This is a genomic window from Streptomyces venezuelae ATCC 10712 (genome assembly GCF_008639165.1).
Classification (GTDB): Bacteria; Actinomycetota; Actinomycetes; order Streptomycetales; family Streptomycetaceae; genus Streptomyces; species Streptomyces venezuelae.
On record NZ_CP029197.1, the window covers coordinates 6,343,722 to 6,364,193 of the forward strand.

The window sequence follows — 20,472 nt, forward strand, 5'->3', positions numbered from 1 at the left end:
CTGAGGAGTTACGCGGGGACGCTCGCCACGCCCTGCGCCAGGAAACGCTTGCCGTTGACGCGCTCGGAGACGCCCTCACGGTCCAGGTACGGCGTGATGCCGCCCAGGTGGAAGGGCCAGCCTGCACCCGTGATCAGGCAGAGGTCGATGTCCTGCGCCTCGGCGACGACACCCTCCTCCAGCATCAGGCCGATCTCCTGCGCCACCGCGTCCAGGACGCGGTCGCGGACCTGCTCCTCGGTCAGGACGGAGTCGCCCTGGACGAGGAGGGCGGCGACCTCGGGGTCGAGCTCCGGCTTGAAGCCGTTCTCGGCGTTGTAGACGTAGAAGCCGCGCTTGCCGGCCTCGACGACCCGCTTGAGGTTCGGGGAGACGGTGAAGCGCTCCGGGAAGGCGCGGTTCAGGGTCTCGGAGACGTGCAGACCGATGGCCGGGCCGACGAGCTCCAGGAGGACCAGCGGCGACATCGGCAGGCCGAGGGGCTCGATCGCCTTCTCGGCGGTCTCGACCGGCGTGCCCTCGTCGATGACGTTCTGGATCTCGCCCATGAAGCGGGTCAGGATGCGGTTCACGACGAACGCCGGGGCGTCCTTGGTGAGGACCGCGGTCTTCTTCAGCTTCTTGGCGACGCCGAAGGCGGTGGCCAGCGAGGCGTCGTCGGTCTGCTCGCCGCGGACGATCTCCAGGAGCGGGAGGATCGCGACCGGGTTGAAGAAGTGGAAGCCGACCACGCGCTCCGGGTGCTGGAGCTTGGAGGCCATCTCCGACACCGACAGCGAGGAGGTGTTGGTGGCGAGGATCGCGTGCGCCGGGGCGACCGCCTCGACCTCCGCGAACACCTTCTGCTTGACGGACATCTCCTCGAACACGGCCTCGATGATGAAGTCCGCGTCCGCGAAGCCCGCGGCCTTGTCCAGGACGCCGGAGACCAGGCCCTTGAGACGGTTGGCCTTGTCCTGGTTGATGCGGCCCTTGCCGAGCAGCTTCTCGATCTCGCCGTGGACGTAGCCCACGCCCTTGTCGACGCGCTCCTGGTCGATGTCGGTCAGGACGACCGGCACCTCGAGGCGGCGCAGGAAGAGCAGCGCGAGCTGGGAGGCCATCAGACCGGCGCCGACGACACCGACCTTGGTGACCGGGCGGGCCAGCGACTTGTCCGGGGCGCCGGCGGGGCGCTTGCCGCGCTTCTGCACCAGGTTGAAGGCGTAGATGCCGGAGCGGAGCTCGCCGCCCATGATCAGGTCCGCGAGGGCCTGGTCCTCGGCGTCGAAGCCCTTCTGCAGGTCGCCGTCCTTGGCGGCCTCGATGATGTCGAGGGCGCGGTAGGCGGCCGGCGCGGCGCCGTGGACCTTGGAGTCGGCGATGGCGCGGCCCTTGGCGACGGCCTGGTCCCAGGCCTCGCCGCGGTCGACCTCGGGACGCTCGACGGTCACGGAGCCGGTCAGGACGCCGGCGGTCCAGATGAGCGACTGCTCCAGGAAGTCGGCACCCTCGAACAGCGCGTCGGCGATGCCGAGTTCGAAGACCTGCTTGCCCTTGAGCTGGCGGTTCTGGTTCAGCGAGTTCTCGATGATGACCGAGACGGCCTTCTCGGCACCGATCAGGTTCGGCAGGATGGCGCAGCCGCCCCAGCCGGGCACCAGACCGAGGAAGACCTCGGGCAGCGAGAAGGCCGGCAGGGCCTTCGACACGGTGCGGTAGGTGCAGTGCAGACCGACCTCGACGCCGCCGCCCATGGCCGCGCCGTTGTAGTACGCGAAGGTCGGCACGGCGAGCGCGGAGAGACGCTTGAAGACGTCGTGGCCGCCCTTGCCGATGGCCAGCGCCTCGTCGTGCTTCTTCAGCAGCTCGACGCCCTTGAGGTCGGCGCCGACGGCGAAGATGAACGGCTTGCCGGTGATGCCGACGCCGACGATCTCACCGTTCGCGGCCTCGGCCTCGACCTGGTCGATCGCCGTGTTCAGGTTGGCCAGCGACTGCGGGCCGAAGGTGGTCGGCTTGGTGTGGTCGAAGCCGTTGTCCAGCGTGATCAGCGCGAACCGGCCCGCACCCGCGGGCAGTTCGAAGTGCCGTACGTGGGCGCTGGTGACGACCTCGTCCGGGAAGAGCTCGGCGGCGCCCTTCAGAAGCTCGGCGGTGGTGCTCACTTGCCCTCCCAGTGGGGGTTCTCCCAGATGACCGTCGCGCCCATGCCGAAGCCGACGCACATGGTGTTGAGGCCGTAACGGACCTGCGGGTTCTCCTCGAACTGGCGGGCCAGCTGCGTCATCAGACGGACGCCGGAGGAGGCGAGCGGGTGGCCGTAGGCGATGGCGCCGCCGTACTGGTTGACGCGGGCGTCGTCGTCGGCGATGCCGTAGTGCTCCAGGAAGGCGAGGACCTGGACGGCGAAGGCCTCGTTGATCTCGAAGAGGTCGATGTCCTCGATGGACAGACCGGCCTTCGCGAGGGCCTTCTCGGTGGCCGGGATCGGGCCGTAGCCCATGACCTCGGGCTCGACGCCGGCGAAGGCGTAGGAGACGAGGCGCATCTTGACCGGGAGGTTGTTCTCCCGGGCGAAGTCCTCGGAGGCGATGATCGAGGCGGTGGCGCCGTCGTTCAGGCCGGCCGCGTTGCCCGCGGTGACGTTGCCGTGGACGCGGAACGGCGTCTTCAGGTTGGCCAGCGACTCCAGGGTGGTGCCCGGGCGCATCGGCTCGTCGGCGGTGACCAGGCCCCAGCCGGTCTCGCCGCCCTCGGCGTTGGTGCGGCGCACCGAGATGGGCACCAGGTCCGCCTGGATCTTGCCGTCGGCGTACGCCTTGGCGGCCTTCTCCTGCGAGCGCACGGCGTACTCGTCGGCGCGCCGCTTGGTGATGCTCGGGTAGCGGTCGTGCAGGTTCTCGGCGGTCATGCCCATGAAGAGGGCGGACTCGTCGACGAGCTTCTCCGACACGAAGCGCGGGTTCGGGTCGACGCCCTCACCCATGGGGTGGCGGCCCATGTGCTCGACACCGCCGGCGATGACGGCGTCGTACGCGCCGAAGGCGATCGAACCGGCGACGCTGGTCACGGCCGTGAGCGCACCGGCGCACATGCGGTCGATCGAGTAGCCCGGCACCGACTGCGGCAGGCCGGCGAGGATGCCCGCCGTACGGCCGAGGGTCAGACCCTGGTCACCGATCTGCGTGGTCGCGGCGATGGCGACCTCGTCGATCTGGGCGGGGTCGAGGCCGGGGTTGCGGCGCAGCAGCTCCCGGATGGCCTTCACGACGAGGTCGTCGGCGCGGGTCTCGTGGTAGATGCCCTTCGGGCCCGCCTTGCCGAACGGGGTGCGGACGCCGTCGACGAAGACGACGTCCCTGACGGTACGAGGCACGATGGCTCTCCTCCAGGGTGCGGGATGGCACTGCTGCGGCACACGCCTAAGCGTGCGCTTGCTTCCCCCATGCTACTTGTGGGTAACCAGGCTGCCCAGTCCCTGGGGCCGGAGCGGTGAAGGTCACACTCCCGGATACGCGAAACCCCCGGCGGGGGGCCGGGGGCGTGCGGGTGGGCGGGGGCGCCTGCGGCGGGCTTCCTTCCCCACCCCGCCCCTTCCCGAACTGGGGCTCCGCCCCGGACCCCGCGCCTCGAACGCCGGCGGGGCTGGATTCTCCAGCCCGCCCGGCGCTCGAGGGCACGGCCGATGGCCGTGCGGGGGTCCGGGGGCGCTGGGGTCACGCCTTCGCCGTCAGGGCCTCGACCAGCAGCGGGGTCACGAGCCCCACCTGCCAGGGGCGGGCGCCGTAGCCGGTGAGGGCGGCGGCGACCGTGTCCGGGGTGCCCGGCGTCGGCGGCTCCCAGCAGACCCGTCGGACCGTGTCCGGGGTGATCAGGTTCTCCTGCGGGAGGTTCAGTTCCTCCGCGAGGGCCGAGACCGCCGTGCGGGCCGCCGAGAGGCGGGCCGCGGCGGCCGGGTCCTTGTCCGCCCAGGCGCGCGGCGGCGGCGGGCCCGCCACCTGCTGGCCCGGCTGGGGCAGCTCGCTCTCCGGCAGGGCGCGGGCGCGGTCGACGGCCGCCTGCCACTGCTCCAGCTGACGGCGGCCCATCCGGTGCCCGTAACCGGGCAGGGCCATGAGCGCGGTCACGTTCACCGGCACCGCGAGCGCCGCCTCCACGATCGCCGCGTCGCTCAGCACCTTGCCGGGGGAGACGTCACGCCGCTGGGCGACCTTGTCACGGGCCGTCCACAGCTCCCGTACGACCGCCATCTGGCGACGGCGGCGCACCTTGTGCATGCCGGAGGTCCGGCGCCACGGGTCCTTGCGCGGCGGGGCGGGCGGCGCGGCGGCGATCGCGTCGAACTCCTGGTGCGCCCACTCCAGCTTCCCCTGCCGGTCGAGCTCCTTCTCCAGGGCGTCCCGGAGGTCGACGAGGAGCTCCACGTCGAGGGCCGCATAGCGCAGCCAGGGCTCGGGCAGCGGCCGGGTGGACCAGTCGACCGCGGAGTGGCCCTTCTCCAGGGCGTAGCCGAGGACGGACTCGACCATCGCGCCGAGGCCGACCCGCGGGAAGCCGGCGAGGCGCCCGGCGAGCTCGGTGTCGAACAGCGAGGTCGGGAGCATGCCTATGTCGCGCAGGCACGGGAGGTCCTGGGTCGCGGCGTGCAGGATCCACTCGGTGCCGGCGAGCGCGTCGCCGAGTCCGGAGAGGTCGGGGCAGCCCACCGGGTCGATGAGCGCGGTGCCCGCGCCCTCGCGGCGGAGCTGGACGAGGTAGGCGCGCTGGCCGTAGCGGTAGCCGGAGGCGCGCTCGGCGTCCACGGCGACCGGGCCGCGGCCCGCCGCGAAGGCGGCGATCACCTCGGCGAGGGCGTCCTCGGTCTCGACGACGGGCGGAATCCCCTCGCGGGGCTCCAGCAACGGGATCGGAAGCCCATTCGCAGGGACATCGTCGTCCGGGGGGCCGCCCCCGGTGGTGCGCAGTGCTGTGTCTGCTGCGGTCTCTTGGGCGTCGGTCACCTGTCAAGGGTATCGGTGAACGGCAAGCGCCTGTCGACGGAACGTTCCGTCGACAGGCGCCGGCTTTCCGTCGGCCGGTCCGTCAGTGGATGATCCCCGTCCGCAGGGCCACCGCGACCATGCCGGCCCGGTCGCCGGTGCCCAGCTTGCGGGCGATCCGGGCGAGGTGGCTCTTCACGGTGAGGGCCGAGAGGCCCATGGAGACGCCGATCGCCTTGTTCGACTGGCCCTCCGCGACGAGCCTGAGCACCTCGACCTCCCGGCCGGAGAGCTCGCGGTAGCCGCCCGGGTGGCTCGGGGCACCCGGGGGGCGGCGGTGGCCGAGCCGCGCGGCCGCGGCGCCGATGGGGGCGGCGCCGGGTCGGGTGGGGTGGCCGATGTTGGTACGGGTGCCGGTGACGACATAGCCCTTCACGCCGCCCGCCAGGGCGTTGCGCACGGCGCCGATGTCGTCCGCCGCCGAGAGGGCGAGGCCGTTGGGCCAGCCCGCGGCGCGGGTCTCGGACAGCAGGGTCAGGCCGCTGCCGTCGGGCAGGTGGACGTCGGCAACGCAGATGTCGCGCGGGTTGCCGACGCGGGGACGTGCCTCCGCGATGGAAGAAGCCTCGATCACGTCGCGTACTCCGAGGGCCCACAGGTGGCGGGTCACGGTGGAGCGGACGCGCGGGTCGGCCACGACGACCATGGCCGTCGGCTTGTTCGGGCGGTAGGCGACCAGGCTTGCGGGCTGCTCGAGGAGAACGGACACCAGGCCTCCTGGGGGGAAGGGTGCGGGACGGAGCCGGCTCGGGGAAGAAGCCGGGGGCGAACCCGTGCTGTGAAGGGGTCACTGACTCCTTCGGCAGCTGGGCCGCCCGCCTTTAGGGAAAGATCACGATTTGGTGAGTAACAATTAGGGCAATTCGGACGCGTGATCGATCATCCTACGAGCGGCCCCCGCTCCGTCACCCCCACGAGGGACACCGGAACAGGCCGAAAACAGCCCCTCAGGCCTGCTGCGGACCCCGCCGCTGGGGCAACGAGACGACACCGGCGCCCGACACCGTCCCCGCCGCACCCGTCCCCGCGTCGGCCGGCGCCGGCGGCAGCCCCGCGATCTGACAGAGCAGATCGCACCAGGCCGCCAGATGCGCCCCCGTGTCCGGCACCCCGCCCAGACCCTCGCGCGGCGTCCAGGACGCCCGGATCTCGATCTGCGTCGCCGGCCTGCGCTCCGCGAGCCCCCCGAAGTAGTGCGAGCCCGCCATCGTCACGGTCCCGCTCGCCTCCCCGTACGGCAGCCCCCTGGCCTCCAGGGCCCCCGTCAGCCAGGACCAGCACACCTCCGGCAGCAGCGGATCCGCCGCCATCTCCGGCTCCAGCTCCGCCCGGACCAGCGTCACCAGCCGGAACGTGCCCTTCCAGGCCTCGTGGCCGTCCGGATCGTGCAGCAGCACGAGCCGCCCGTCCGCCAGGTCCTCCTCGCCGTCCACGACGGCCGCCTCCACCGCGTACGCGTACGGGGCGAGGCGCTGCGGGGGCCTCGTCGGGTCGATCTCGATCTCGGGCCGCAGCCGCGCCGAACGCAGCGCCTCCACCGCCCGCCGGAACGCCGGTGGCACCGGGTTCGTCTCCGTACTGTCCGCCGTTTCGCCCGTCCCTCGATCGCCGTCGGAATGATCGGAAAAATGTCCCTGCGCCGCAGCCATGCGGGGAAGAGTAGGCGGAACGGGGCCTCCTTGCAGGGAGGGACACCCGCCCCGGACGAGCGGCTTCCCGCCACATGCGAAGATTCTGGGCGTGAGTGCCAACGAACGCCCGACGGGCCACCAGACGAAGCAGCAGTCGCGGACGCACGACTCCGCGTTCCTCAAGGCGTGCCGGCGCGAACCCGTGCCGCACACCCCCGTCTGGTTCATGCGGCAGGCCGGGCGCTCCCTCCCCGAGTACCTCAAGGTGCGCGAGGGCATCCCGATGCTCGAGTCGTGCATGCGGCCCGAGCTGGTCACCGAGATCACCCTCCAGCCGGTCCGCCGCCACAAGGTCGACGCCGCGATCTACTTCAGCGACATCGTCGTCCCCCTCAAGGCCATCGGCCTCGACCTCGACATCAAGCCCGGCGTCGGCCCGGTCGTCGCCGACCCCATCCGCACCCGCGCCGACCTGGACCGGCTGCGCGACCTCACCCCGGACGACGTCCACTACGTCACCGAGGCCATCGGGATGCTCACCGCGGAACTGGGCGACACCCCGCTCATCGGCTTCGCCGGCGCGCCTTTCACCCTCGCGAGCTACCTCGTCGAGGGCGGCCCCTCGCGCAGCCACGAGCGCACCAAGGCGATGATGTACGGCGACCCGCAGCTCTGGGCCGACCTGCTCGACCGCCTCGCCGAGATCACCTCCGCCTTCCTCAAGGTGCAGATCGAGGCCGGCGCCTCCGCCGTCCAACTGTTCGACTCCTGGGTCGGCGCCCTCGCCCCGGCCGACTACCGCCGCTCCGTGATGCCGGCCTCCGTCAAGGTCTTCGACGCCGTCGCCGGCTACGGCGTCCCCCGCATCCACTTCGGAGTCGGTACGGGCGAGCTGCTCGGCCTCATGGGCGAGGCCGGGGCGGACGTCGTCGGCGTCGACTGGCGCGTCCCCCTCGACGAGGCCGCCCGCCGCGTCGGCCCCGGCAAGGCGCTCCAGGGCAACCTCGACCCGGCCGTGCTGTTCGCCGGGCGCGAGGTCGTCGAGGCCAAGACCGACGAGGTCCTGGCCGCCGCGAAGGGCCTGGAGGGCCACGTCTTCAACCTGGGCCACGGCGTCATGCCGTCGATGGACCCCGACGCCCTGACCCGCCTCGTGGAGTACGTGCACACGCGCACCGCGGTCTGACGCCGGCGCGTCGACCCATTCCGACGGCCGCCGGGGAAGACCCCGGCGGCCGTCGCGCCGTCCCGCCGTACCGCCGCCGTCCCGCGCCGGCCGGTCAGCCCCCGGCGCGGACCGCCGCCGTCGCCTTGCGAGCCGCGATCAGCACCGGATCCCACACCGGGGAGAACGGCGGCGCGTACCCCAGGTCGAGGGCCGTCATCGCCTCCACCGTCATCCCCGCCGTGAGCGCCACCGCCGCGATGTCCACCCGCTTCCCCGCGCCCTCCCGGCCCACGATCTGCACGCCGAGCAGCCGTCCCGTACGCCGCTCCGCCAGCATCTTCACCGTCATAGGCGCGGCCCCCGGGTAGTAGCCCGCCCGGCTCGTGGACTCCACGGTCACCGTCACGTACCGCAGGCCCACCTCCCGCGCGTCCTTCTCCCGCAGCCCCGTCCGGGCGATCTCCAGATCGCACACCTTCGACACGGCCGTGCCCACCACCCCGGGGAAGGTCGCGTAGTCGCCGCCGACGTTCGCCCCGATGACCTGCCCGTGCTTGTTCGCGTGCGTCCCCAGCGGCACGTGCCGCTCCCGGCCCGCGACCAGGTCGAGGACCTCCACGCAGTCGCCGCCCGCCCAGATGTCCTCATGACCCCGGACCCGCATCGCCAGATCCGTGAGCAGCCCGCCGTACACCCCGAGGGGCAGCCCCGCCGCCCCGGCGAGCGTGGTCTCCGGCACCACGCCCATCCCGAGGACCACCACGTCCGCCGGGTACTCGGCGTCGTCCGTCGCCACCGCCCGGACCCGGCCGTCCTCGCCGGTGAGGATCTTCGTGACCTCCGCCGAGGCGACCGTCGTGATCCCCAGACCGTCCAGCGCCCGGTGCACCAGAGCGCCCATGTCCGGGTCCAGGGTCGCCATCGGCTGCTCGCCCCGGTGCAGCAGCGTCACCTCGTACCCACGGTTGAGGAGCGCCTCGGCCATCTCCACCCCGATGTAGCCGGCGCCGACCACGACCGCCCGGCGCCCCCCAGTTCCCTCGAGGGAGTCCAGCAGCGCCTGCCCGTCGTCCAGGGTCTGCACCCCGTGCACCCCCGGCGCGTCGATCCCCGGCAGCGCCGGCCGCCTGGGCCGGGCGCCCGTCGCGATCACCAGCTTGTCGAAGCCCGTCCAGGCCTCCGTGCCCGCCTCCAGGTCCCGGGCGAGGACCCGCCGGCCGGGCACGTCGATCTCCGTCACCTCCGTCCGCATCCGCAGGTCGATGGCGCGCGCCCGGTGCTCCTCGGGGGAGCGCGCGATCAGCTCGTCGCGGCCGGCGACGTCGCCACCGACCCAGTACGGGATGCCGCAGGCCGAGTACGAGGAGAAGTGCCCCCGCTCGAACGCGACGATCTCCAGCTCCTCCGGCCCCTTGAGCCTGCGCGCCTGCGACGCGGCGGACATCCCCGCCGCGTCGCCCCCGATGACCACCAGTCGTTCCGTCATAGGACGACGCTACTTCTCGGGCGTCTCCGGGGGTACGGGGGCTCCCGCGGCGTTGCGGCGGGCGGCGGGGACGGCGGGCGGGGGCTCCGGCAGGGCCTCCGGGCGGGCGTCCGCGCGCCTGGCGCGGCGGGGGCGGACGACGTGGCGCCACACGAGGTAGCCGATCAGGGCCACGGCCAGCCACGGCGCCAGGGCCGCGAGCACGACGACGGCCCAGGAGACCGCGCCGACCAGGGCGTTCCAGCCGCCGCTCAGGGCGTCACCGAAACCGGGGCGGCCCTCCTCCTCGTTCTCCGCCGGCGGCTTCTCCTTCTGCGACAGCTCCAGGGTGATCGTCGCCAGGGACGTCTTGTCCCTCAGGGAGGACTGCTGGGCCAGCAGCGACTCCAGGTCCGCCTGGCGGCGGCTGAGTTCGCCCTCCAGGGTCACCACGTCGGTCAGCTTCTCGGCCCGCTCCATCAGGGCCCGCACCCGCGCCACGCTCGCGCGCTGGGTGGCGATCCGGCTCTCCACGTCCACCACCTGCTCGGTGACGTCCTTGGCGTCGGCCTTGCGGGCCAAGAGCTTCCCCGTTCCGGCCAGTTCGGAGAGGACGGAGTCGTAACGCTCCTGCGGCACCCGCAGCACGACGCGGGAGACCACGTACCCGTCGTCGAGCCGCTCCGTCGACTCGTTCTCGACCCGCCCACCCGCGCGCGCCGTCACATCGCGGGCCGTGACCAGCGCCTTCGTCACATCGCCGACCTCCACCGAGAGCGAGGCCGTACGGATGACGTGCTGCTGCGCGGGGGCCTTCGAGGGCGCGGACGGGGCCTTCTCGGCACCCGATCCCGCGTAGCCGTCGGCGGCGCCCCGCTCCGCCGCGCCCTTGGCGTCCGCGGGCGCCGCCGCGCTCAGGTCCCGCTTGGCGTCCGTCCCCGCGTCGCCGGCGCCCGCGCCGCAACCGGTGAGGACCAGCGCGGCCGTGAGCAGCGCGGCGCCCGCCGCCGTCCGTGTTCCCGCCGTCGTACGTGATCTCCGCATCGCGTCCCCCCAGGGGTGGTAGGTGTCGCCGGTTCGACGTACCGGCCCACCGGACGGGTTGCCCTCCGACGGTAGCGATGCGGTCACGGTCAGGCCTCGGAACGGGACGCGTGGGCGATTTGAGAGAGTGGTCCCATGAACGCGGACACCACGGGACAGCACGCCGTGCCTCATGTCGTCGTCGTCGGAGGCGGGATCGCCGGACTCGCGGCCGCCCACCGGCTGGCCCACGCCGGCCACCGGGTGACCCTCCTCGAAGCCGACGACCGGCTCGGCGGCAAGCTCCTCGCCGGGGAGATCGCCGGCGCCCCCGTGGACCTCGGCGCCGAGTCCCTGCTCGCCCGCCGCCCCGAGGCCGTCTCCCTCGCCCGGGCCGTCGGCCTCGGCGACCGCCTCCAGGCCCCGGCCACCACCACCGCGTCCGTCTGGTCCCGCGGCGAGCTCGTCCCGATGCCCAAGGGACACGTCATGGGCGTCCCCGGCACCCCCGAGGCCGTCGAGGGGCTCCTGTCCGCCGAGGGCGTGCGGCGCATCGGCGGCGACCTGGAGCTGCCGCCCACCGAGATCGGCGACGACATCGCCATCGGCGCGTACGTCGCCGCGCGCATGGGCCACGAGGTCGTCGACCGGCTCGTCGAACCCCTCCTCGGCGGGGTGTACGCGGGCGACGCCCACCGCATCTCGATGAAGGCCGCCGTCCCCGCCCTCTTCGAGGCCGCCCGGGCCCACCCCACGCTCACCGCCGCCGTCCACGCCGTCCAGCGGGCCGGCGCCGCCACCCCCGCCGACGCGGCGGGCGCCGCCAACGGCCTCGGCGGCTCCGTCTTCCTCGGCATCGAGGGCGGCATCGGCACGCTCCCCGGCGCGGTCGCCGACGCCGTCCGCACCGCCGGCGGCGAGGTCCTCACCGGCGTGCCCGTGCAGACGCTGGTCCGTTCCGGCGCCACCGGCTGGCAGGTCGTCACCCGGCACCGGACGTTCGACGCCGACGCCGTCGTCCTCGCCACCCCCGCCGGCGTCGCCGCCGCGCTCGTCGGCGGCCACGCCCCGGCCGCCGGGGCCGAGCTCGACGCGATCGACTACGCCTCCATGGCGCTGGTCACCCTCGCCTTCCGCCGCTCCGACATGCCCGAGCTGGCCGGCTCCGGCTTCCTGGTGCCGCCCGTCGACGGACACACCGTCAAGGCCTCCACGTTCTCCTCGCAGAAGTGGCGCTGGGTCTCCGACGGAGCCCCCGGCCTGTTCGTGCTGCGCACCTCCGTCGGCCGGCACGGAGAGGAGGAGCAGGTCCACCGCGAGGACTCCGACCTCGTCGCCGCCTCCCTCAAGGACCTCGCCGCCGCCACCGGACTCGCCGCACACCCGGTGGCGAGCACGGTCACCCGCTGGATCGGCGGGCTGCCCCAGTACCCGGTCGGCCACCTCGACCGCGTCGCCCGCATCCGCGCGGGCGTCGCCGCCCTCCCCGGACTGCGGCTCGCGGGCGCCGCGTACGACGGCGTCGGCATCCCCGCCTGCATCTCCTCGGCGCACCGTGCGGCGGACGAGATCGCGGGGGAGCTGGCGCGGCGGCGGGGCGAGGAGATCATCGCCACGTCGAAAACGGGCGACCCCGGTGCGGGGCACTCCCTGTGACGGGCGAGAATAGGCGTATGAGTGCGCCCGAAAAGATCCCGAACGCCGGTAAGAAGGCGAAGGACCTCAACGAGGTCATCCGCTACACCCTGTGGTCCGTCTTCAAGCTGCGCGACGTTCTCCCCGAGGACCGCGGCGGCTACGCCGACGAGGTCCAGGAGCTGTTCGACCAGCTCGCGGCCAAGGACATCACCATCCGCGGCACGTACGACCTGTCCGGTCTGCGCGCCGATGCCGACGTGATGATCTGGTGGCACGCCGAGACGAGCGACGAGCTCCAGGAGGCGTACAACCTCTTCCGCCGCACCAAGCTGGGCCGCGCCCTCGAACCGGTCTGGTCGAACATGGCGCTGCACCGCCCCGCCGAGTTCAACAAGTCGCACATCCCGGCCTTCCTGGCCGACGAGAACCCGCGCGACTACGTCTCGGTCTACCCCTTCGTGCGCTCCTACGACTGGTACCTGCTGCCGGACGAGGACCGCCGCCGGATGCTCGCCGACCACGGCAAGATGGCCCGCGGCTACCCGGACGTCCGCGCCAACACGGTCGCCTCCTTCTCCCTCGGCGACTACGAGTGGCTCCTCGCCTTCGAGGCCGACGAGCTGCACCGCATCGTGGACCTCATGCGCCACCTGCGCGCCTCCGAGGCGCGGATGCACGTCCGCGAGGAGGTCCCGTTCTACACCGGTCGCCGCAAGAGCGTCGCCGACCTGGTGGCGGGCCTGGCCTGACGGTCGTACGAGACCTGGTGGCGCGCCCGGCTTCCGGCCGGGCGCGTCACCCTTGACCCGGAAGATCAGACGGCGGGCGGGAACGTTCGCCCGCCGTTCCAGCGACACCGGGTCCGGCACCGGGTGCGGCGCGCGGTTCACGCGCGCCGCACCGGCGTCATCTCCGGGGCCCCGTCCCCGACTTCCGCGGCAGGTCAGCTGCTGGAGCTCGAACACGAACTCCCGCTGGAACTGGAGCTTGAGCACGAGCTGGAGCTCGAGCTCGAGCACGAGCTGCCGCCCCCGCCGCAGCTGGAGCCTCCGCCGGAGCAGGAGCTTCCGCCGGAGCAGGAACTTCCGCCTCCGCACGAACTTCCGCCGCCTCCGCCTCCGCCTCCGCACGAGCTCGCCCCCGCGCACCACACGACGGCCGCTCCGAACTCGGCCGCCGCGTCCGCCGCGGCGTCGGTCGCGGAGCCGTACCGCACCGGACGCCCGCGGCCCCGACCCGGCCGCCGGACCGGCCCGGACATCCTGGCCGCCGCGACCAGCTGCTCCCTCAACACCGCGTCGGGCAGCGCCCGCAGTCCGTACAGGGCGACGAGCAGGCCCGCGTCCGCGAGGTGGGCGTGCCCCCGCCCGAACGCGGAGACCGCGCTCCGGCCGGCCGGGGTGACCTGCCCGCCCGCGAGCGACCCGCAGAGGATGGCGGTGAGCAGGCACCCGAACAGCACCGGCAGCACCTTCACGATGAACGGCACCGACGCCTCCGGGTCGGTGGCGTAGTCCACCGCCGTGAGGACGATCGACACCGGGAAGAGCGCGAACGCCGTCAGGACGAGCGCGGCACACCACCGCGCCGTGGTCCGCCGGACCGGCGGGGGGACGACGAGCCCGCGCGCCGCGAGCCCCTCGCCGATCTCCTGCACCGCCGGATGCCGCATCACCGCGAGCCGCAGGTGGTGCAGGGCCCCGTGCGGGGCGACGGCGTGCGCTTCCAGCACGGCGCGCTCCACCGGGTCGTACGCGGTGGGGCGGACGACGGCCACGATGCCGGGGCCGCCGACCACCAGCCTGCCGTCCGCCTGGAGGGCGGCGAGGGCGCTGTCCACGACCCTGGCCGGGCCGCCGTTGACGAACGCGACCTCGTACCGGTCGTGGACGGGGCCGCCGGACCCCCGGCGGGTCCGGACGACCCGGACGACGAGCAGGACCATGCCGGTGACACCGGCCAGGTAGTAGAGCGTGACCAGGACGTTCACGGGCACCTCATCTCCGTACGAGTGCGTGGCGGGCGGCACGTACCAGCCGGGTGGCACGGCCCGGCGGACGGCTGCCGGAACGGTCCTGCCACCACTCCGTCAGCCGGCGCCGCGCCATCGCGTCCTCCGGCCGCCCGGCGACGAGCAGGTGCTCGGCGAAGTCGAGCGCGTCGCGGCGGTAACCGCCGGACATGGGGCGGGACCTGGCGTACGCGAGGAACGCCGGCCGATAGCCCTTGCCCAGGATCTCCGGCAGCTCCGGCGCGACCTTGGCGACCACCCCGGCCCGCTTGGCCGCCAGCGCCCTCGCCTGCACGCCGAGGCGACGGCTGTCGAAGCCTTCCGGGGCGGGGGTGCCGGCGACCAGCGCGGACAGGAGCGCCGCTTGGTCCACCGCCAGGCGCTGGCGGGCGCCCGCTCGTGGCGCGGCCTCCGGTACGGCCGCCGCGGGCGCGGCCGGCATCGGGCCGCCGGAGACCCGGGCGCCCGCGCCGATGAGGAGCTGACCCGCCGGCGCGGGCCGCGACGGACGGGCCCCGTGCCGATGGGCGGAGCCCACCCCCGCCGCCCCGGCGGAACGCGTGCCCACGGCGGTGCTCGCGGCCCTGATCGCCCGCAGCTCCCTCGCCAGTTCGTCCTGCGGCGGGAAGTCGTCGTCCCGTTCCAGGAGGACGCCCGGCGGGGTCACCCGGGACGTCAGGTCCGACAGGATGCCGAGGACCGCGGGCGGCACCGGATGCGCGTGGGTGTCGTGCCAGACGCCGTCCCGTTCCACACCGCCCGCCACGTGGACGTACGCGATCGACTCCACCGGCAGCTCGGAGAGCGCCCGCGCCGGGTCCTCGCCCCGGTTGACGTGGTTCGTGTGCAGATTGGCGACGTCGATGAGGAGCCGTACCCCCGTACGCTCCACCAGCTCCGCCAGGAAACGGCCCTCGGACATCTCCTCGCCCGGCCAGGCGATCAGGGCCGCGATGTTCTCCAGGGCCAGCGGCACGGGCAGCGCGTCCTGCGCGATCCGCACGTTCTCGCAGAGCACGTCGAGCGCGTCCCGCGTCCGGGGCACGGGGAGCAGATGGCCCGCTTCGAGCTGCGGGGTCGCCGTGAGCGGCCCCCCGGCCCGCACGAACGCGATGTGCTCCGTCACCAGCGGCGCGCCGAGCGCCACCGCCTTCTCGCCGAGCGCGGCGAGCCGCGCCGGGTCGGGGCGGTCGGCGCCCCCGAGCCCCAGCGACACGCCGTGCGGGACGACCGTGACGCCGCGCTCGCGCAGCCGGGTCAGGGAATCGGGCAGGTGGTCGGCGCAGATGTTCTCCGCGACGACCTCCACCCAGTCGATGCCGGACAGTCCCTCCACCGCGTCAGCGATCTCGGGACGCCAGCCGATGCCGATGCCGAGTTCCGTCATGTCCCCCTCCTTCGGTCCTCAGTCACCCACCTGATGGCCCCGGCGGGAGCGTTCGAACCCCGGAAGGGGGACGTTCAGAGCTTCATTTGAGGTTCCGGGCGCGGCGTCCGTCAGCCGCGCTGGAAGAACTCCACCTCCGCGAGCGCGAGGTGGCGGCCCCGGGCCAGGCCGGCCGGCCCGTCGAGGGTCAGCCGGATCGACGTCACGTCGCTGATCCCGGTCGGGAACGTCTGCGGTCCGGCCTTGTCGCTCAGCGAGAACTTCTTGACGACGGTCTCGCCGTCCTTCGACGTCACCGTCATCTCGATTTGCAGGGCCCGTCCCTGGAGGGCGTACTTCTCCGGCGCGGGTGAGGGACCGTTGGTGATGATCACGTCGACCAGGCGGAACGGTTTGGCGAAGGTGTACGTGACGGCGGCGCCGGCGCCGGGCGAGCCCCAGTAGCGGTTGCTGAGCCCGTCCATGCTGTCCCGCGCCGGATGCCCGGGCACCTCGGCGCTCGCCGTGACACCGGTCGGCGTCACCGCCTTGGCCTTGCCGAGCTTGTCCCGGGTGTCCTCGATCAGATGCCGTCCGGCGGGCAGCAGCAGGAAGCCGCCGGCGCACAGGGCGAGGACGACGACCAGGACCACCAGGAAGCGCGTCAGCCGCCCCGACCCCGCCCGGGTCCGGCGGCGGAACGGCCAGATCGTCCGCCACCAGGGCAGCGGCGCCGGTGCGGAGGCGGGAGTCAGCGGCGCCGCGCAGCGGCGGCAGAACCGGCGGTCCGGCGGGTTGGGCGTGCCGCAGGCGGGGCACGGCACGCCGGCCACGTCGTCGTCCACGACGGTGGGCCGGACGACCGGCCGCGGTGCGACGGCCTTCCCCGGGAGGACGGGCGCCGGGGAGTCGTCCGCGGCGGGCGCCCTCGGCGCGGGGGCGGGCGGGGCCGGCCGGGTCGGCGGGGGAGCGGCGGGCGCCCGGGGGGCGGTGGGTGCGGGAGTGGACTCCTCGGCGGTCGGGGTCGGGGTCGGGGTCGGCGGGGCGGCGGGCGCCGGGAAGTTCGCAGCGGCCGGCCTGGTCGGCGACGGAGGAGCGGTGGCGGGCTCCGGAGGCGTCCGGGGCGCCGGTGGGGCCTGCGGGGCAGGAGGCGTCTGCGGCGCAGGCGGAGCCTGCCGGGCCGGAGATGCCTGGGGGGCCGCCGGGGTTTCCCGGCCCGGAGATGCCGGGGAGGTCGGTGGGTTCTGCGGTGCAGAGGGAGTCTGGCGGGCCGGAGATGCCTGGGGGGTCGGTGGGTTCTGTGGTGCGGAGGGAGTCTGGCGGGCCGGAGGCGTCCGCGGTGCCGGCGGAGTCTGCTGGGCCGGAGATGTCTGCGGTGCCGCCGGAGTCTGCCGCGCCGCAGGGGTCTCCCGGGCCGGGGATGTCTGCCGTGCCGCAGGTGTCTCCCCTGCCGCAGAGGTTTCCCGGGCTGCCGGGGTCTCCCGGGCCGGAGATGCCTGCGGGGCCGGTGGGTTCTGCGGTGCCGGCGGAGTCTGCCGGGCCGCAGGTGTCTCCCGGGCCGGAGATGCATGAGGGGCCGGAGGCGTCTGCGGAATCTGCTGGGCCGGAGGCGTTCGGTTCGCGCGGCGGGAACGCCGGCCGGCCGGGGCTGCGGTCTCAGGGGGCGGGGTCGGCTCCGGGGTGCCCGCCTCGGGCGGCGGGGTCGGCTCCGACGGCGTCGCCGGGTCGTCGGCGCCCGGGGTCGTACCGGCGGCGGGCCCCGGCCCGGTCGGCGACGGGCCCGAGTCCGACCAGCCCAGGTACGAGCCGCAGTTGCCGCAGAAGTCGTCCGTGGGGCCGTTGGACGCCCCGCACACGGGACACTCACGCACCGCCGTCACCTCCGTTCGCCTCGGCCGGGGGCGGCCCCGGCACGACCTCGACCCGGCACACCGTGTGGACCGGGCACAGGGTGCGGACCAGCGCCCGGACCCGATCCGCGTTCACCGCCTCGCGGTGCGCCCACACCCGGACCAGGACCTCGTCGGCCACGGCGGGGGCCGGTGCGCCCCCCGCCGTGGCGGACCAGCTCGCCCCACCGTCGCCGCTGACCTCGGCGTACACCCCGAGGATCAGGCTCAGCGCCTCGACCAGGCCGCGCCGGGTGCCCCGCCACCGGTGGAGCTCCACCGCGCGGGCCACCGCCTCGCGGCGCAGTTCGAGCGGCCACCGCGGGTCGTCGACGCCGCCGACCCAGGTCGCGAGCCAGGACAGGAAGTCGGCCGGTGTGACCCGCGGGTCCAGGTAGGCCGGGAGGTTGTCCAGCGTCGCGAACACCGGGGCCAGGACCGTGTCGAGGCCCGCCGTGAACCGCTGGGCGAAGTCGTCGTCGGCGTACAGCGCGGGCAGCTGCTCGCCGATCGGGTACCGGCTCGGCAGGCCGGGGACGGCGGCCCGGCTCATCCGAGTCCCTCCGTGTCCGAGGCCGTCACGACGACCTGGTGCTGGTACGAGAAGACCAGGGTGCCCGGGCCGATGTCGATCCGGTCGACGGGGGCGCCGCGGCGGCCCGTGATGGGGTCGGCGGCGAACATCCGGATCTCCTCCACCAGGACGTCCCCGACGGCGCGTTGCAGGACGCCGAAGACCTCGCCGTACTGCACGGGCCGCCCGAACGGCCAGCCGGCGCCCTCGTGTCCGCCGTGCAGCGGGTTGAGGTGCCGGAACAGCGCGGCGAGCGCCGCGTCCCGCACCCGGTCGGCGTCCGCGGCGGGGGCGGAGAGCCGGGCGACGACGGTGACACCCTGGTAGACGGGCGGTTCGACGACGAGGCGGGTGCCGATCAGCCGGCGTTCGTCGAGGGTCGTGGTGATGGTCCGCAGCACCTGCTCGGAGGGGATCAGCTGCTCGAAGCGGAGCCGGTCGCCCTCGTCGGCCACCGCGTCCGGCACCACCAGGACCCGCACCGCGCCCGGCCCGCCGTCGGCGGCGGGCAGACAGCGGACCCGGCGCACGGACGGCGCCGCCTGCCGGGCGATGATCTCGTAGTCCTCGGCGGTCACCGCGCGCTCCTGCATGCGCAGGGTCTCCGGGGCCCGCAGCTTGGCGTTGTCGATCGTCTCGCCCGCCACCCCGCCGCGCGCCGCCTCCCGGTTGGTCACCTGGGCGACGTACGGGACGGAGCTGCGCAGCACGGAGATGGCGCCCCGGGCGACGTTGCCCGCCGGGCCGCCGCCGGTGCGGTAGCGGCTCACCCGGATCTGGGAGCCCTTGGGCGGTACGGCGCCGCAGGCGCGCAGCGTCCCGTCGGCCTCGCGCACCACCGGCGGGAAAAGGAACTCGCCGGTGGTGGCGTCGACGCGCACGTGCCGGTCGTCGGGTCCCGAGCGGCCGAAGTGGTCCACCACGGTCCAGCGCTGCCAGCCCTCCGGCGAGGACACCTCCACCACCGGCGGTTCCCCGTCGAGCAGCACGGGCGGCCGGCCGAGCCGGAAGGTCTGCCCGGCCACGCCCTCCGACGCGCCGAGCGGCACGTCGGTCACCGTCTCGGCGTGCTCCACGGTCATCGTGCCGCCCACGGTGAAGACGGCGGCCTCGCGCACGGTGGGCGACTCCGAGTAGAACGGCTGGCCGGGCTCCGCCTCGACGACCCGGCAGCGCAGCCAGCCCGCGCGGGTCCCGCCGATCACCGAGGCGGTGTGCCCGGCGGGGACGTACACCACGACCTCGCCCGGCTTGTTCAGACCGCCGGTGCTGTCGGTGCCGGTCTCGCAGCGCCGCCACTGACCGCCGTCCCAGGCCTCCCACACCAGCGGGGGCTGGCGCGGGTCGACGCCGACGCCCTGGACACGGCTGTCGAGGCGCACCGCGACGATGCAGCGCGGCACCGCCGTGGGCAGGCCGAACAGCAGCGCGTCGCCGGGCGCGGGCGCGGCCTGGAAGCAGGGGATGTCCCGGCCCTCGGCGAGCCGGCCGGTCATGTCGGTCTGCTCACCGCCGTGCGGCGCCGTCACCAGCCGGGTCAACTCGCTGGGCAGGATGCGGAGTTCCTCGGCGGTGGCGAAGACCACGGCTTCCTCGGTCTCGCCGGCAGCGGTCGTCACCTCGGTGCCCGCGGGCAGTGCCACCGGCTCGGGCTGCGGGGCCGACAGCCAGAAGTCGACCTCGGCGGCGGCCGCCGACGGCGGGAACAGCTGGATGCCCAACAGGTCGAGGAACGCCAGGTAGTTCTTGTCCGGGACCCGGTTCAGCCGGTACAGCAGCTGGTCCACGAGGTAGGCGAACGTCTCGATCAGCGTGACGCCCGGGTCGGAGACGTTGTGGTCGGTCCACTCGGGCGCGCGCTGCTGCACGTACCGCTTCGCCTCGTCGACGAGCTGCTGGAACCGTCGGTCGTCCAGGTTGGGGGAGGGCAGGGCCATCAGTCCGCGACCATTTCCTCGGCCCCCTCCTCGGAGGGGATCGTGTAGAAGGGGAAGACCAGGTTGCGCCGGTCGTTGGTGGTGCGCACCGTGTAGTGCACGTCGATGTAGAGGGTGCCTTCGTCCACGGTGTCGAAGGCCACGGCGACCTCGTCCACCGCGATCCTCGGCTCCCACCGCTCCAGTGCCTCGCGCACGTGCTGCGAGACCCGGCCGGCGGTGTCGCCGTCGCCGGGCGCGAAGACGTACTCGTGGATGCCGCAGCCGAACTCGGGCCGCATGGGCCGTTCGCCGGGCGCGGTGCCGAGGATCAGCCGGATGGCCTCCTCCAGTTCGCGCTCCCGCTCGACCATGGCGATCCCGCCGGTGGGGCCGACCCGCAGGGGGAACGCCCAGCCGCGTCCGATGAAGCGTTCGCTCATCACACGCCCCCGATCTGGACGTTCATGGCCCCGGACACGATCATCGCGCCGCACGTCGTCTGGTCGCGGGCCTTCGCGGCGGGCAGCCCGCCGATGAGCACCGGGCCCGAGGCGAGCCCGGCCGGGTTGGGGATGATCACGTTGCCGGGACCCAGGGCGGCGTGCGGCGGCACCACGCAGACGTGCAGGCTGCCCACGACGGCGGCGGGGAGGCCGCCGATCAGCACGGTCGCCACCTTCGCGGCGGCGCCGGGCGGCGGGGTCGCGATCCGGCCGCCGTGGTTGGTCGGGTCGCCGGTACGGGCTGCGGCTGGCATCAGGGGGCTC

At 74.0% G+C, this 20,472-nt stretch carries 17 protein-coding genes; 3 read left to right on the forward strand and 14 right to left on the reverse strand.

The annotated features are described in order from the left end of the window. Positions 1-8 precede the first annotated feature (8 nt). The 5 genes from DEJ43_RS29225 to DEJ43_RS29245 all read right to left on the reverse strand — a co-directional run bounded on the left by DEJ43_RS29225 (position 9) and on the right by DEJ43_RS29245 (position 6,670). Positions 9-2,147, reverse strand: coding sequence for a 3-hydroxyacyl-CoA dehydrogenase NAD-binding domain-containing protein (locus DEJ43_RS29225; protein WP_015037005.1), 2,139 nt, complete (start codon positions 2,145-2,147; stop codon positions 9-11). After that, positions 2,144-3,358: a thiolase family protein gene (locus DEJ43_RS29230; protein ID WP_041663019.1), complete on the reverse strand. Its 1,215-nt coding sequence runs from the start codon at positions 3,356-3,358 to the stop codon at positions 2,144-2,146. Before DEJ43_RS29230 ends, DEJ43_RS29225 begins: the two co-directional genes overlap by 4 nt. Positions 3,359-3,698: 340 nt before the next feature. After that, a complete protein-coding gene (locus tag DEJ43_RS29235; RefSeq protein WP_015037007.1) occupies positions 3,699-4,982 on the reverse strand; it encodes an HRDC domain-containing protein in 1,284 nt (427 codons plus the stop codon). Between the two features lie 82 nt (positions 4,983-5,064). Next, positions 5,065-5,730: a response regulator transcription factor gene (locus DEJ43_RS29240; RefSeq protein WP_015037008.1), complete on the reverse strand. Its 666-nt coding sequence runs from the start codon at positions 5,728-5,730 to the stop codon at positions 5,065-5,067. Positions 5,731-5,968: 238 nt separating this feature from the next. Further along, a complete protein-coding gene (locus DEJ43_RS29245; RefSeq protein WP_041663020.1) occupies positions 5,969-6,670 on the reverse strand; it encodes a DUF3000 domain-containing protein in 702 nt (233 codons plus the stop codon). A gap of 91 nt (positions 6,671-6,761) precedes the next feature. Here DEJ43_RS29245 and hemE point away from each other — a divergent pair, with 91 nt between their 5' ends. Then, the gene (hemE, locus tag DEJ43_RS29250; protein WP_015037010.1) at positions 6,762-7,838 is read left to right on the forward strand and encodes a uroporphyrinogen decarboxylase; all 1,077 of its coding nucleotides are present in this window, start codon (positions 6,762-6,764) and stop codon (positions 7,836-7,838) included. 94 nt (positions 7,839-7,932) lie between these two features. Here hemE and DEJ43_RS29255 read toward each other — a convergent pair whose 3' ends face one another. Together DEJ43_RS29255 and DEJ43_RS29260 are read right to left on the reverse strand one after the other, a co-directional pair. Next, positions 7,933-9,306, reverse strand: a complete 1,374-nt coding sequence (locus tag DEJ43_RS29255; protein ID WP_015037011.1) for an FAD-dependent oxidoreductase — start codon at positions 9,304-9,306, stop codon at positions 7,933-7,935. A 9-nt stretch (positions 9,307-9,315) separates the two neighbouring features. Next, on the reverse strand, positions 9,316-10,329 hold the full coding sequence (locus DEJ43_RS29260) for a DUF4349 domain-containing protein (protein ID WP_051025953.1): 1,014 nt from the start codon (positions 10,327-10,329) through the stop codon (positions 9,316-9,318). Positions 10,330-10,464: 135 nt separating this feature from the next. On the opposite strand from DEJ43_RS29260, the gene hemG reads away from it, so the two are divergent. Together hemG and hemQ are read left to right on the forward strand one after the other, a co-directional pair. Next, positions 10,465-11,964 (forward strand): protoporphyrinogen oxidase, encoded by a 1,500-nt coding sequence (gene hemG, locus DEJ43_RS29265; RefSeq protein WP_015037013.1) that lies wholly within the window; start codon positions 10,465-10,467, stop codon positions 11,962-11,964. A gap of 17 nt (positions 11,965-11,981) precedes the next feature. After that, positions 11,982-12,695 carry a hydrogen peroxide-dependent heme synthase gene (gene hemQ, locus DEJ43_RS29270; protein ID WP_041663021.1) on the forward strand — a complete coding sequence of 238 codons (714 nt, stop codon included), beginning with the start codon at positions 11,982-11,984 and terminating at the stop codon, positions 12,693-12,695. Between the two features lie 194 nt (positions 12,696-12,889). Here the strand turns inward: hemQ and DEJ43_RS29275 are convergent, their stop codons facing one another. From DEJ43_RS29275 to DEJ43_RS29310, 7 genes are all read right to left on the reverse strand, one after another. Continuing rightward, a complete protein-coding gene (locus DEJ43_RS29275; RefSeq protein ID WP_041664326.1) occupies positions 12,890-13,936 on the reverse strand; it encodes a TIGR04222 domain-containing membrane protein in 1,047 nt (348 codons plus the stop codon). A 7-nt stretch (positions 13,937-13,943) separates the two neighbouring features. After that, positions 13,944-15,344: an MbnB/TglH/ChrH family RiPP precursor modification enzyme gene (locus DEJ43_RS29280; protein WP_015037016.1), complete on the reverse strand. Its 1,401-nt coding sequence runs from the start codon at positions 15,342-15,344 to the stop codon at positions 13,944-13,946. A 110-nt stretch (positions 15,345-15,454) separates the two neighbouring features. Then, positions 15,455-16,156 (reverse strand): zinc ribbon domain-containing protein, encoded by a 702-nt coding sequence (locus tag DEJ43_RS29285; protein ID WP_181399509.1) that lies wholly within the window; start codon positions 16,154-16,156, stop codon positions 15,455-15,457. 1,030 nt (positions 16,157-17,186) lie between these two features. Continuing rightward, the gene (locus tag DEJ43_RS29295) at positions 17,187-17,765 is read right to left on the reverse strand and encodes a phage tail protein (protein WP_015037018.1); all 579 of its coding nucleotides are present in this window, start codon (positions 17,763-17,765) and stop codon (positions 17,187-17,189) included. Then, positions 17,762-19,723, reverse strand: coding sequence for a putative baseplate assembly protein (locus tag DEJ43_RS29300; RefSeq protein ID WP_015037019.1), 1,962 nt, complete (start codon positions 19,721-19,723; stop codon positions 17,762-17,764). The genes DEJ43_RS29295 and DEJ43_RS29300 overlap by 4 nt, the downstream gene beginning before the upstream one ends. After that, positions 19,723-20,145, reverse strand: coding sequence for a GPW/gp25 family protein (locus DEJ43_RS29305; protein WP_015037020.1), 423 nt, complete (start codon positions 20,143-20,145; stop codon positions 19,723-19,725). Before DEJ43_RS29305 ends, DEJ43_RS29300 begins: the two co-directional genes overlap by 1 nt. Next, on the reverse strand, positions 20,145-20,462 hold the full coding sequence (locus tag DEJ43_RS29310; protein ID WP_015037021.1) for a PAAR domain-containing protein: 318 nt from the start codon (positions 20,460-20,462) through the stop codon (positions 20,145-20,147). Before DEJ43_RS29310 ends, DEJ43_RS29305 begins: the two co-directional genes overlap by 1 nt. Between the last annotated feature and the right edge of the window lie 10 nt (positions 20,463-20,472).